Annotated in this window: 17 protein-coding genes; 7 read left to right on the top strand and 10 right to left on the bottom strand. The window is 38.6% G+C overall.

Annotated elements, in window-relative coordinates:
- Positions 1-7: 7 nt before the first annotated feature.
- Together L656_RS0111680 and L656_RS0111685 are read right to left on the bottom strand one after the other, a co-directional pair.
- Complete coding sequence (locus L656_RS0111680) at positions 8-610, bottom strand: aminodeoxychorismate/anthranilate synthase component II (RefSeq protein WP_024599350.1); 603 nt, start codon at positions 608-610, stop codon at positions 8-10.
- Position 611: 1 nt separating this feature from the next.
- On the bottom strand, positions 612-2,180 hold the full coding sequence (locus L656_RS0111685; protein WP_024599351.1) for an anthranilate synthase component 1: 1,569 nt from the start codon (positions 2,178-2,180) through the stop codon (positions 612-614).
- Positions 2,181-2,644: 464 nt separating this feature from the next.
- Here L656_RS0111685 and rnm point away from each other — a divergent pair, with 464 nt between their 5' ends.
- From rnm to L656_RS0111710, 5 genes are all read left to right on the top strand, one after another.
- Complete coding sequence (rnm, locus tag L656_RS0111690) at positions 2,645-3,499, top strand: RNase RNM (RefSeq protein ID WP_024599352.1); 855 nt, start codon at positions 2,645-2,647, stop codon at positions 3,497-3,499.
- Positions 3,496-4,116, top strand: a complete 621-nt coding sequence (locus L656_RS0111695; protein ID WP_024599353.1) for an L-threonylcarbamoyladenylate synthase — start codon at positions 3,496-3,498, stop codon at positions 4,114-4,116. Before rnm ends, L656_RS0111695 begins: the two co-directional genes overlap by 4 nt.
- A gap of 6 nt (positions 4,117-4,122) precedes the next feature.
- Entirely contained in the window at positions 4,123-4,959 is an 837-nt protein-coding gene (locus L656_RS0111700) for a segregation and condensation protein A (RefSeq protein WP_024599354.1), read from the top strand.
- Between the two features lie 145 nt (positions 4,960-5,104).
- Positions 5,105-5,656 (top strand): cytochrome b, encoded by a 552-nt coding sequence (locus tag L656_RS0111705; RefSeq protein WP_002961572.1) that lies wholly within the window; start codon positions 5,105-5,107, stop codon positions 5,654-5,656.
- Position 5,657: 1 nt separating this feature from the next.
- The gene (locus L656_RS0111710) at positions 5,658-6,239 is read left to right on the top strand and encodes a YceI family protein (RefSeq protein ID WP_024599355.1); all 582 of its coding nucleotides are present in this window, start codon (positions 5,658-5,660) and stop codon (positions 6,237-6,239) included.
- Positions 6,240-6,323: 84 nt separating this feature from the next.
- Here L656_RS0111710 and L656_RS0111715 read toward each other — a convergent pair whose 3' ends face one another.
- Positions 6,324-7,166 carry a transporter substrate-binding domain-containing protein gene (locus tag L656_RS0111715; RefSeq protein ID WP_024599356.1) on the bottom strand — a complete coding sequence of 281 codons (843 nt, stop codon included), beginning with the start codon at positions 7,164-7,166 and terminating at the stop codon, positions 6,324-6,326.
- 139 nt (positions 7,167-7,305) lie between these two features.
- Positions 7,306-7,449, bottom strand: a complete 144-nt coding sequence (locus L656_RS1000000123275) for a hypothetical protein (protein ID WP_167381322.1) — start codon at positions 7,447-7,449, stop codon at positions 7,306-7,308.
- A gap of 394 nt (positions 7,450-7,843) precedes the next feature.
- Here L656_RS1000000123275 and L656_RS0111725 point away from each other — a divergent pair, with 394 nt between their 5' ends.
- Complete coding sequence (locus L656_RS0111725; RefSeq protein ID WP_024599357.1) at positions 7,844-8,419, top strand: hypothetical protein; 576 nt, start codon at positions 7,844-7,846, stop codon at positions 8,417-8,419.
- On the opposite strand, the gene L656_RS01000000122220 is transcribed toward L656_RS0111725, so the two are convergent.
- Positions 8,405-9,055, bottom strand: a complete 651-nt coding sequence (locus tag L656_RS01000000122220) for a M61 family metallopeptidase (protein ID WP_342626606.1) — start codon at positions 9,053-9,055, stop codon at positions 8,405-8,407. The two genes, L656_RS0111725 and L656_RS01000000122220, sit on opposite strands and share 15 nt — an antisense overlap.
- A 24-nt stretch (positions 9,056-9,079) precedes the next feature.
- Positions 9,080-9,208, bottom strand: a complete 129-nt coding sequence (locus L656_RS1000000123620) for a hypothetical protein (protein ID WP_275041074.1) — start codon at positions 9,206-9,208, stop codon at positions 9,080-9,082.
- A gap of 187 nt (positions 9,209-9,395) precedes the next feature.
- Here L656_RS1000000123620 and icd point away from each other — a divergent pair, with 187 nt between their 5' ends.
- Complete coding sequence (gene icd / locus L656_RS0111735; RefSeq protein WP_024599358.1) at positions 9,396-10,664, top strand: NADP-dependent isocitrate dehydrogenase; 1,269 nt, start codon at positions 9,396-9,398, stop codon at positions 10,662-10,664.
- 12 nt (positions 10,665-10,676) lie between these two features.
- Here the strand turns inward: icd and L656_RS0111740 are convergent, their stop codons facing one another.
- The 4 genes from L656_RS0111740 to L656_RS0111755 all read right to left on the bottom strand — a co-directional run bounded on the left by L656_RS0111740 (position 10,677) and on the right by L656_RS0111755 (position 13,239).
- Entirely contained in the window at positions 10,677-11,108 is a 432-nt protein-coding gene (locus L656_RS0111740; RefSeq protein ID WP_024599359.1) for a hypothetical protein, read from the bottom strand.
- 416 nt (positions 11,109-11,524) lie between these two features.
- Positions 11,525-11,731, bottom strand: coding sequence for a hypothetical protein (locus L656_RS0111745; protein WP_007582523.1), 207 nt, complete (start codon positions 11,729-11,731; stop codon positions 11,525-11,527).
- Positions 11,732-11,760: 29 nt separating this feature from the next.
- Positions 11,761-12,210, bottom strand: a complete 450-nt coding sequence (locus L656_RS0111750) for a GNAT family N-acetyltransferase (protein ID WP_024599360.1) — start codon at positions 12,208-12,210, stop codon at positions 11,761-11,763.
- An 81-nt stretch (positions 12,211-12,291) separates the two neighbouring features.
- Positions 12,292-13,239, bottom strand: a complete 948-nt coding sequence (locus L656_RS0111755; protein ID WP_024599361.1) for a LysR family transcriptional regulator — start codon at positions 13,237-13,239, stop codon at positions 12,292-12,294.
- Positions 13,240-13,355: the final 116 nt, after the last annotated feature.

The raw sequence follows: 13,355 nt of genomic DNA on the forward strand, positions 1-13,355 counted from the left end.
TCCTCTTTTATTTAGCGCGTGTTAAGTAAGCGACACTTTGCTGAAGTAGCATTGCGCCGTTTGGCGTTAGTATTGATTCTGGATGAAACTGGTAACCCAATGCGTTGTCATCATGATGGTATATAGCCATTGGGATATCTTCGTACTGGGCAATTACCTTAATATTATCAGGCACTTTTGTTGCCATTAATGAATGATAACGCGCAACTGGCATTGTATTGCCCATGCCATCAAATACAGGATGATCGCCTAAATTAATAATTGAAGACTTACCATGTACGGTTTCACCCGCGTGACCGATTACTCCACCGTAACTTTGTGTTAATGCTTGTTGGCCTAAACAAATGCCTAGCATTGGGAAGTGACCTTTAGAGAGCTCAATAAGCTCCATTAAACAGCCTGCATCGCTTGGTGTGCCAGGACCTGGCGAAAGTACTAATAGCACTAGGCCTTGCTCTTGGCGCATTTTGTTAAAAATAACCTCAGCGCTAATGTTGTTTCTGTAAACAACCAGTTCGCAGCCAAGCATCGTCAGCTCATCAACAAGGTTGTATGTAAATGAGTCAAAGTTATCTAAAAAATAGATTTTGATAGGATTTACTTTGCTCATTTTATACCGCCTTATACGTAGATTTTATGGCGGTGATAACCGCTTGTGCTTTAGCGCGAGTTTCGTTTGCTTCTGAAATAGGATCTGAGTCAAACACCACACCGGCACCGGCTTGCACATACGCTTTGTTATTTTTAACAAAAGCTGAGCGAATAACAATACAGCTATCCATTGCGCCATCACCAGTTAAGTAACCTACTGCGCCGCCATAGCTACCACGACGTTTACCTTCTGTTTGACGAACAAGCTCAGCAGCACGAACCTTTGGTGCACCAACAAGCGTGCCCATGTTCATACATGCTTGGTAAGCGTGCAGTGCATCAAGCTCGGGTTTGAGTGTACCAACAACGCGTGACACCAAATGCATTACTTGTGAATAGCGGTCTACTTTTAATAGCTCTTTAGCAAAGCGAGTACCTGCAACGCTAATGCGTGCAACGTCGTTACGGGCTAAATCAACCAGCATTAAATGCTCGGCGCGCTCTTTTTGATCGTTTCTTAGTTCAAGCTCAATGCGGCTGTCTAGGTCTGGGTTAATTTGCCCATTAGCAAATTTACCACGCGGGCGAGTCCCCGCAATTGGGTATACTTCTACTTGCTTATTACTTACGTCGTACTTAAGGGCCGACTCAGGAGACGCGCCAAATAATGCAAAGTCTTCATCGCGCATATAAAACATATACGGGCTAGGGTTTTGCTTTTTAAGTTGGCTATAAGCGTGCAGGGGATCAGGACAAGGTAGTGAAAATGTTCGCGACGGCACTACCTGAAAAATATCACCATCAACAATATTCTTTTTGAGTTTTACTACTTGCTCGCAGTAAGTCGCATCGTCTATATCAACGCTCACATCGCACTCGCCGCTTTGCATATCTGCACTAAATTCAGCTGCGTTATCACAAAGTGTATTTAATCGTTCTAGCTCTTTACCTACTTCAAAGCAGTTAGCATGTACGTCTGGACCATTAAACACATTACCAATGAGTTCGGTTGTTTGTTTTTGATGATCAATAACAACGAGCGTTTCGGCTAAATAAAATACGTAATCAGGGCATGTGTTTTCGCCATCAGGCACATCACTTAACTGCTCAAAGTTTGCTACCATATCGTAGGCAAATACACCGCCTAAAAATAACGAAAATGGATTGTTAGTTGTGCTTTTAATACTGTTAATACACGTACGAAGAGCGCTAAATGCATTGTCTGCAACCAACTTACTTGCTTCGTCAATATCATTGTTTGCACTCAAGTACTTAAGCGTTAGTGTTGTATCGTTTAGCGTGGCTGTACAGCTTTTAACATTAGCATGTAAGTAGCTAAGCAGTTGCTGCCCGTTATTTGACTTTGCAGTAACGGTTACTGTTTTACCTTGGCATACAATGCGCAGGGCACAGTCGACTAAAATTAAACTTTTTACACTGTCTTTAGAATCAATCTCAGCCGATTCAAGCAGTAGTGAGTTAGGCTTATCAAGTGCCGCGTATAATGCAAGAGGACTACTAATATAGTCGCGTACTTGCGTAATGCTTGTTACTTCGCCTGGTGTGGTAGTTATATGACTAAAAATCAAACCTCATTCCCTCAAAAAATTAAACCCCGCAATGCTTTAGCAATGCGGGGTTTGAATAACGATATCTAAATTACAAACAGATCATTACCGTCCCGCTATATCAGGCGCCACCACCAACGATGTGTAAGAGTAAGACCGTTATTCATGTTTTTCTGCCTCAAAATTTATTAAATATTTTTAACGTATACGTTTCGTAAAATTTAGTTATAAAAAAACCCGCATAGTTGCGGGTTTTGAATTTTTGTTAGACACGACAATTCATCACCCGATAATTACGAGTGCCACCACCAAATAGTGTTTAAGTTTGAATTGATCATTATTGTTAATTCTTAATGTGTCTTAAAGTGGCTACAGTAAAACGTATCTTATGCTTTTGTGTCAAGTGTTTATTTAAAACAATTTAGTCAAAAAAGTTGTTATACTTACATAAACACCATTAACCCTTAATTTTAAGCAGTTTTCTTTTGATAAAATATGATTTACATAGCCATACCACACATTCAGACGGGCGTTTAACGGTTGAAGAATTATTGCATCGCGCTGTTGATAAAAATATTGATGTGTTTGCTATTACCGATCATGACACTGTGGCGGCTATTAAGCCTGCGCAGCAATTTATTGAAGCCGAAAAATTACCGCTTTCATTAATTACGGGCACAGAAGTATCTACCAAATGGGAAAGTTTTGAAATTCATATTGTGGGTTTAAATATTGATATTAATAATATTGACCTTACCTCTTTATTATCAGCTCAGCAGCAAAAGCGAGAAGATAGAGCGCTAGAGATTGGTGTTCGCCTTGCAAAAAATGGCTTTGATGGCATATACGAGCAAGCTAAAGAGCTGGCAAAAGACGCGCAAATTACACGTGCCCATTTTGCACGCGCATTAATAGAGCGCGGCGTTGCCAAAAATTTTCCGGGTGTTTTTAAAAAGTACTTAGGGCGTGGCAAAACAGGCTACGTACCAAGCTGCTGGTGCACTATGCAAACTGCCATTGAGGCTATTCATGCCGCTGGTGGTGTTGCGGTACTTGCGCACCCAAGTAGCTATCAAATGTCAAATAAGTGGCTACGTAAGTTATTAGTAGAATTTAAAAGTGTAGGAGGGGACGCAATGGAAGTTGCACAACCTCAACAGGCGCCAAGCGAACGTCAATTTTTAGGTGAACTCAGTCGTGAGTACGAATTACTTTGCTCACAAGGGTCTGATTTTCATTTTCCGACAAGCTATTTAGAGCTTGGCAAAAATTTATACCTACCTAAAGACTGCCAAGGTGTTTGGCAAGCTTGGGAAGGAGAAGAAGGGGCATTAACATGAGTCAATTATTTCATATTCATCCTGATAACCCGCAACCGAGATTGATTAGTCAAGCCGTTGATATTATTAAACAAGGCGGCGTTGTTGTTTATCCAACTGATTCGGGCTACGCCATCGGTTGTAATATTGGTAACAAGCAAGCCAAAGAGCGCATAGAGCGTATTCGTGGTATTGAAAAAAACGATAACTTTACGCTAGTTTGCCGTGATTTATCGGAGTTATCTACTTACGCACGTGTAGATAACCAATTATTTAGACTTATTAAAAATAATACGCCAGGGCCTTATACCTTTATTTTTAAAGGAACAAAAGAAGTTCCTAAGCGTTTATTAAACGACAAGAAAAAAACCATTGGCATGCGTGTAATTGAGCATCCAATAGCCTGTGCGTTACTTGCCGAACTTGGCGAGCCGTTAATGTCGTGTTCTTTAATTTTACCAGGTGAGCAGTTTACAGAGTCAGATCCTGATGAAATTTTAGAGCGATTAGATAAGCATGTTGATTTAATTATTCACGGTGGTTATTTGCCAGAGCAAGCAACAACAGTAATCGATCTGTCGGAAGATGACGTTAAAATATTGCGTGTTGGCTGTGGTGATACAAGCCCGTTTGAGTAATAAAGCGTGAGCGAAAGTACCGCTGATATTAAATATATCGAAAAGCCAGTGCAGCAAAAGCTGCCACTGGCTTTTTTGCATGGTAAAGCGGTTGTAGACAAACCCGAAGATTTATACATTCCGCCCGATGCGCTCGAAATAATATTAGAAACTTTTGAAGGTCCGCTCGATTTACTGCTGTACTTAATTAAAAAGCATAAGCTTGATGTGCTCGAACTTTCTATTTTTAGTATTACAGAGCAGTACGTAAGTTACGTTGAAATGATGACCGAGTTTCAACTCGAACTTGCTGGTGAATATTTAGTAATGGCTGCGTTACTTGCACAAATTAAGTCGCGCTTATTATTACCTGTACACGAAGAGCTAGAAGAGGAAGAAGATCCTCGCGCTGAGCTTATTAAGCGTTTACAAGAATATGAGCTATTTAAAAAAGCCGCTGAAAATCTCGATGACATTCCTCGTGTTGGTCGTGATATTTTTATAGCGCATGCCGCTATGCCAATACGTGAAGACACAAGTCAAAACCTCCCCGAACTTGAACTTAAAGACTTAATGCTGGCGTTGAGTGATGTAATGGCGCGCGCAAAAACGTTTGAGCATCACCAAATTACTGCTGAAGTGCTCTCAACGCGAGAGAGAATGAGTCAAATATTACAGCAATTATCGCAAGCAAATTCGGCGGTGGTTTTTAATACGCTTTTTACGCCAAATGAAGGGCGAAGTGGTGTAGTCGTTAGTTTTATTGCTATGCTAGAGCTCATTAAAGAAGGGCTTGTTACCTGTTTGCAAGTAAGCCCAGAGAGCTTAATTTATGTCAGCTTAAGCGAGCAATCCACCCTATAAACTTATCTGTTTAATCCTCTTCTTTTAAAACTGACTTTGAATATCAAAGTTCTGTGCGTATACGCACGTAAAGTGTTTGTAAATGTTATTTTCATTTACGGCTGTGCACTATATTGTAACGTCATAGCATTATAGGACGTTACACATGTTTAAAAATACACCTTCATCTTACGGACTTGTCGCCATTATTTTACATTGGCTCATGGCGTTGACTATTTTTGGCCTGTTTGGTTTGGGTTTATATATGGTTGAGCTTACTTATTACGATAGCTGGTATAAAGGCTCGCTCGATTTACATAAGAGCATTGGTATTACGCTTGTGGCCGTATTTTTATTTAGAATTTTATGGCGTGCTTTATCTACACAACCTAAACCATTAGGTGAAAGTAAAGGCATGAACCAATTAGCGCATACGGCGCATATTGCTATGTATATTATTTTGGCTGTTATTGTTGTTGCAGGGTATTTAATATCAACCGCAGACGGGCGTCCAATAGAAGTATTTACTTTATTTAATGTATCAGCGCTTGATTTTGCCTTTGATGACCAAGCCGATATTGCAGGAAAAGTACATTATTACGGCGCGTGCACATTAATCGGGTTTGCAGTATTGCATGCACTAGGGGCGTTAAAACATCACTTTATCGATAAAGATAAAACCTTAATTAGAATGATCAAACCATTAAAGGATGATTAAAATGAAAAAATTATTAGTAAGCACAGCCGTTTCGGCTGCAATGATGTTATCGGCAACNGCCGCCAATGCAGCTGATTATGTAATTGATACAAAAGGCGGGCATGCATCTGTTAACTTTAAAATTAAACACTTAGGTTACAGCTGGTTATATGGTCGTTTTAATACTTTTGACGGCACATTTAGTTACGATGCTAAAAACCCTGATGCGTCAAAAATTATGGTAAACATTGATACTACAAGTCTTGACTCTAACCATGCAGAGCGCGATAAGCATTTACATGGTAAAGATTTTTTAAATGTAGATAAATACCCAAAAGCGACATTTAAAAGCACGAGTATTAAATTTGATGAAGACGGCGAAGAGGCTGATGTGACCGGTGAGTTTACGCTGCACGGCGTAACTAACACTATTACTTTTGAAATAGATAAAGTGGGCGAAGGTGAAGATCCGTGGGGCGGCTACCGCGTAGGTTTTGAGGGCGAAACCAGCCTTAAACTTACCGACTACGGTATTGACTACAACTTAGGACCTGCATCTACTCATGTTGATATTATTTTATCAATAGAAGGCGTTCGTAAGTAATACAGTTATTGAATATAAAAACGCCACTTACTGTGGCGTTTTTTTTGCTTAACAGAAACTCAAATTAAGCGACTTTGAATTTGTTTATTTTGTGCTATTAATACGCGATTTTAATAGAGGCCTTAAATCCTCAGGCAACCAGCGCATGAGTAAATCATTATAAGCCTGCGTTTTTTTAATAACTTTAAGCTGTTCATTAAGAATAGCGATGTCTTTTGCGCCTTGCTCGTTTTTAGTACAGCCAATAAAACCATAACTTAGCGCGGGTGATTCGGTTAATGGACGCTGCGTTAAGTTTTCTTCAAAGTGCATTGATTTAGCTAAATAGTAATGCTCGCTTGGGTAACCCAGCAAAATATCAATTCGTTTTAGGTTAAGCATATATGTGAGGCTCGCTAGGCTATCGCGAGTGGGTCTAATTACTAAATCTATATTAGGCGTACTGTTTATCAATGTATCTATCTCTTGGCCATAAGAGCGGCTCATAGAGACTCCAAGAGTTAGTTTTTTATCTTGTATTAAATCTAATAGTGATACTTCTTTTGATTCCGCTATATTTAGCGCTTTGGCGAGTCTTTTGTGCATTGCTATTGAAGGCGAGAGGCCCGTTGTTGAGCTCTCCTCTGTAAAATAAATATGCTCTTTTCTGTAATCATTTTTATAAAGCGATAACGCACAAACATTGTTTGAGGTATTAGATAGCTCTTGGATTACTTTACCGGAGGGGATAAGCATGCGGTTAAAGGTAATATTAGGAAGTTGTTTTTCAAGTAATGAAATTATGCTTTCGTCACGGCCTTGGTGTTGATATTGACCATTTAAAATATAATAGGGTGCAAAGTCGTGCGCTAGCCAGTTTATGGTTCTAGCATTGCCTATTGAGCTCAGACAGGAAAAAAGTAAGAAAGTTAAAAATATACGGAGCATTACAACAGCTGCCAGTAATTATTATTGTAAAACTATTGTAACCAATAAAGAGCTAAAAAGTAAAATGCCAGCAACGAGGCTGGCATAATATCTTATCAATAATTGCAATAATAAAAGGGCAATTAAAGTTATGTGTTGCTTAGTTAGCTTTTAGCCACTTAACAAACTGGCGTGCATCACTCGCTTTTTGAAACAATGCATTTTTTAAACCTTGTGTATCACTAAAGATTACACGATGTTTGTTTACTGAAATTGATTGCACTGGATGTGCGATTTGGATCATAGACCCATTATATTTATAAGACATAATAAAACTCACTTTATTCTTGTTATTTATTCTGCGCTATATTTTTATAGCAAATTGCAGTTAATAAATTAACGATGTTGTGTTTAGCTTCATTACAGTGTTGACGATCTTTATGACACTTTTGCGATGATAGTAAAAAATCATCTCGGTATTATTCAAGGGGTTCTCGCCGTACAATAACTTAGCTTTCAAATATACGTTTTGCGGGGCTTACTGGATCAGGGTAAATGGTTAACCGCGGCGGTTTCTTTAAACCAGAGAGGGAAGGTAACTTATATATAAATTGTGTGCAAGCTATTTTTGTAAAAATATTTATAATAAATCTTATCAACTGCTTACAAAGCCCATTTTTAGTTACCAAAGGATAAGTATGAATTACCTAATAGTGAGTGATATTTATGGTTTAACCCCTGCTTTAAGGAGGTTATCACACGCAATTAGTTCAAATTTAGTGATTGTTGACCCTTACAATAACAAGTATCAAGCTATTGAAAGTGAACAAGATAGTTACAACAATTTTATACAGCAGTGTGGCCATGATAAATACACCGACAAACTTCAAAAATGCTTTGAGAGTTTAAAATTGCCCACCACGTGTATTGCTTTTAGTGCAGGGGCAAGTGCAGCATGGCGGGCACAGTTATTAACAGGCAATACACACCTTAAAAAGTTAATTGGCTTTTATCCGTCGCAAATTAGACATAATTTAAATTTAAGCGCAAAAGTACCCTGTGAGTTCATATTTCCAGCAAGTGAGAGTCACTTTAATGTTGATGAAGTTATTAAAGCTTTAAGCACCAAAGCGAATGTTAAGTGCTATAAAACCAATTTTTTGCATGGTTTTATGAACGAGTACTCAACCAATTTTAATGCGCACGGGCTTGTTGAATATAGTAACTATATAAAACAGATATATAAAACAGAGCAGCCGTTAAAGCGTGTTTAGCTGCTCTTTACTAATATAAGGAAAATCGGTGCGGGTATTATATTTTGCATACAGCGTTGTAAAAACGCTACTACCGGATAGCTTATCTAACTCTTTTATAAAGGTTTTCGCACTAGATCGAGCGGGTCTACAGCATACTTGATACTGTTTTATTATACCCGCGACAGATAAACCTTGTTTTTGTAGCTCTAAATCGGCCTGTGCAAAAAAAGCCGCACCCGTCCAATAAACACGTTGCTGGGCTCGTTGTTTCCACATATCGGCAGAGAGCTCATTAAGTGGCTGTGTTTTAGTTTTAGTTTGCAGGCGGGCACGATCAAATCCAGCATTTAAACGTTGTACAAATTGCGGCTGGGTAATTATACCGCTGTCACGCATTATTACGTTTTGCATATAACTGGCAAAACCCTCGCTTAGCCAAAAATCGGAGTAGGGAAGTAGCGGCAAATATAAATGCGAAAGTTCATGGTATAGCGTCCAATCTTTAGTGAATGCATTTAAACTGGCATAGCGATCTATATGTAGTTCAAGCCCATCGGGGTTATTACGCTTAACTGTAGCCCAAGGTACAGGCTCAAAAGCAAAGTATTGCGGTTTTAAATAAATAGGCAATGTGGTTTGTTTTAAAGGTCCCAGTGTATTTTGTGTTTTTTCAACACTTTAATTAACCCATGTAGACACCGTATTTTGAGCATTACTTGAGAGCGGGCTAAGGTTATGTATGACTACTTCAACGGCTAATACGTTAAAAGAGCTGATTGATAGTAGCAGTACAAAAAAGAATTTCATTAAAATGCTCCACTGTAATTTAATAATTGGTACGAAAATTCTAATATACAAGACCAACTAAATGGATAAATAATCACGCCTAATTCTTTATTTTTTAAAATGATAGTAACTATAAAAGTACAAATACAGACACTCCTAGCTAAGCATGGTTTAATCAATTAATCGTTATTTTAAGTTAGGTTTAGCCATGACGTATCAGCATATTCAAGTTCCTGAGTACGGCCAAAATATCACTATTGATGCACAAGGACACTGGCAAATACCGTTAGAACCTATCATTGCTTTTATTGATGGCGATGGCGTGGGTCTAGATGTTATGCCGGTAATGCGCCATGTTGTTGATAGTGCAATTGAGCATTGTTATAAAAGCGCACGGAAAATTCATTGGATGCAGGTTTATAATGGCGAGCAGGCCGCAAAACTGTATGACGGTGATTGGTTTCCACAAGAAACAATTAACGCGGTACGTGCCTGTAAAATTGCCATAAAAGGGCCGTTAACCACACCACTAGGTGGTGGTTTTCGATCTCTTAATGTCGCACTCAGGCAAGAAATGGATTTGTTTGTAAATATGCGCACTATAAAAGGTTTTAGTGCACTCCCTTCTCCTTTAAAAAACCCTTTTTTAACAAACATAACAGTGCTTCGTGATAGTAGCGAAGACGTGTACTCAGGTATTGAGTGGCAAGCAGGCAGTGTAGAAAGCGAAAAAATGCTCGATTTTTTATGTGAGGAAATGGGCGTAACCCGCCTAAGGTTTTCACAAGAGTGCGGAATTGGTATTAAAAATATATCTAAAGAAGGCTCTGAGCGATTAATGCGCTTTGCAATTAACTATGCACTTAAAAACGATAGTGAATCATTAACGCTAGTACACAAAGGTAATGTACTTAAATTTACCGATGGGGCATTTAAGCGTTGGGGGTTTGCACTTGCACAAAACGAGTTTAATGCCACTGCACATGAAAATGGGCGTTGGTTGCAAATAGAGCGAGCACACCAAGCGCCCTTAATTATTAAAGAAGTCATAGCTGACAACATGCTGCAACAATGTTTAATGCATCCAGAGCAATTTGATGCAGTGGTCACTACTAACCAAAATGGCGATTTTTTAGCAGATATGCTCAGTGCACAAGTTGGCGGTGTTGGCATAATGCCTGCTGCAAATTTAAATAACGATGTCGCATTTTTTGAGCCTACGCATGGCACGTTTGAGCGTATAGCAGGGCAAAATAAAGCAAACCCCAGCAGTAGTATTTTAAGTGCGGTATTAATGCTTAAATTTATGGGGTGGAACGAAGCCGCATTACTCATAGAAAATGCGTTAGAGCAAACATTTAAAAGCGGTGAAGTAACCTTTGATTTAGCGCAAGAGCACACCGATAACTCACGTATTCATAACTCGACAACCTTAAGCTGCACAGACTTCGCACAAAAGGTTATCGAGCACTTTTAAGCACTTCCATTATTAAGCTGCTGAAGCAGTTTTTACTCTGTGCATACAAGGGCGGTTGGTTAACTGCGCTGCACGATGATAAATCTCATGTGCCTCAGGTTCATCGCACTGAGTACCACTAAGCGTATCCATTAATGCAACAACAATAATTGCAGGAACCTGGCAGCAATATTCGTCTAAAACGGCTTCCGTAGTCTGTGCATCAACATGGCAAAGTGGATGATTTTTAAGTTGGTATGCATTTAATAATGTATCAACTTCTAATACATCATCTGGTTGATGTTTTGTTTTACGGCATTTACAACCAAACTCATCAACTAAAGTAGCTAATGCTTGGTAAGTTTCTGTGGTGTTAGCTTTAGTGCATAACTGCTCTTCAATGAACTGATGCAAGTCAGCATCGATGAATAATCCATCTTGGCGTGTGAAAGAAGTTGTTGTCATAATAATTACTCTTAGTTTGTTGGCTTAACTTCACTCTAGCGCTAAGTGCATTATTAATAAAATTGTTGTTTTCAATAACTGATATTGATTTTATCAATAATAAGATTTAATGGTTAATAGAATGCTGAAACAACCTTAAATAATGCCAATTAATTTGGTGCAAATTCGTGGCAGCGTGCACAAAACTGGAACAAGGGAAATAATAGATGTATCGAGAAGATATATTAATTAATTGTTTTTATTGAACTTTAATTGTTTCATGAAGTTGGTACTAAGCTTGCTAGTCATACAGTATAGGTACATTCCTATTTCTACTACCCCAAAAGCGCCATGGTATTTTCCCAAAGTTGAATACCATGATGCTTTTTTATTTTTCGCGTATATTTTATTTAGCCTTAGCAATAACAGTAGTAATGTTAAATTTTAACAAAGTAGGGAATGGCAACTAAAATAGCGCCTACAATAAGCAACATACTTACACTGGTCATAAAGTACGGAAACACTAATAACGATAAACCAATACAAAGTGGTACTACGGCTTTTTTTCTTCGCCCGTAAGTAAGGTAGCCAATACCTATGCCACCAAACAAAACACTCCACGCAATTATTGATGCACTATCCATTTATAAATTACCTATTTTGAAATACTGATTTAAATTACGACCGACATAGCCAGCTTTTCAATACCATGTGAAGGAGTCCATTTTTTAAATTCCACGAAACCATGCTTTTTATATAAGTTTATTGCAGGAGTATTAGCAACCGCAGTCTCCACTATTGCATGAGATAAATCATCCATTGCTAAAACATAATTTATTAGCTTACTTGCGATACCCTTTTTAAAATAGCTAGGATCAACGGTTAAACTACAAATATCTAGACACTCGTTGTTTATATCTACTTCAATAACTGCTGCTAAGCATTCATTTTCGCTGTAGCTATAAAAGGTTGTTTCTGACTTTTCTATACCTTTGATATTACGCGCTAAAGGAGGAAAGTTAAGCGCGCCGATCAGTTTAGCCTCAATAGCATAGGATTTTTGAAATACAGCAAAAATTTTATTTGCAGTATCGTTATTCTTATTATTAAGTTTGTTTATCATTATATTTTTTACAAAAAAGTAAAGCTGAACACCATGCGCGACAGTGAAATCTCCGATGCTTGGTGTGATGAAAATAATAAATTACCTATCTGCAATCGTTTTAGCAAATGCTAACAACTCACGCCTTAACCATTGATGTGCTGGCGCATGGTGTAGCAGTGGACTCCATATCATTTTTACCTCAATAGGCACTATTTGAAATGGCACAGAGCTGATTACTAAATCAGTATGAGAAGCTAATAACTTAGCCTGCCTGCGTGGTAGTGTGGCAATAAGTTGTTCTGATTGGCAAAGCAGGCTTGCAACCATATAGTGGCGAGTGAACACACGAATTTTACGAGTTTGTTCTAGCTGCCAAAGCGCTTCGTCTACCCAGCCTAATTTTTGCTTTCCCGATTTATTAGTAACAGCGGCCTCTGGCCCCCAGCCGGCACGGTTTACCCAAATGTGTTCTTTTTGTAAGTAGTCTTCTAACCCTGATTGGTGTAAAAATGTATTTTTAGGATGGGTTAAACAGCAGTAATTATCGCGCCAAACACTGGCTTGATGAAACGAGCGTGGTAGGCCATTAAAGCGGTTTATTGCTAAATCAATAGTGCCTTTTTCCATGTCTTGCAGGTTAACGTCGCTTGGGCTTAATACGTCAAAATTAATACCAGGACTTTTACTAAGCTGCGCGGTTATAAAAGGGGCTATTAAGGTCGACTCTATGTAGTCGTTTGCCATTATTCTAAACGTAACTTCTGCGGTTGCAGGGTTAAATTGATCACTAGGCTGCGTAATTGCTTCGGCCATTTTTAAGAGCGCCTCCACTTCAGGCTTTAATGCAAGTGCCTTTGCTGTTGGTGTCATAGAGCCTGCGGCACGCACAAGTAGCGGGTCGTCAAATAAATCGCGTAAACGTTTTAATGCATTACTCATAGCCGGTTGCGTAAGCGCGAGTTTATTGGCAGCCTTTGAAACACTTTTCTCATCTATTAACACATTTAAATAAACGAGAAGGTTGAGATCGACATTACGTATATTCATAGGATCAATTTTATTTATATGCTTTATTAATTACCTAAATTAAAGCCTGCTTGCTAAGGTGTAAACCATTAATAAAAAATAACCGCCATAACTGGCATCAATATAAGTGCTGTATT

The sequence above is a fragment of the Pseudoalteromonas sp. TAE56 genome, from assembly GCF_000497955.1.
In the GTDB taxonomy this organism is placed as follows: Bacteria; Pseudomonadota; Gammaproteobacteria; order Enterobacterales; family Alteromonadaceae; genus Pseudoalteromonas.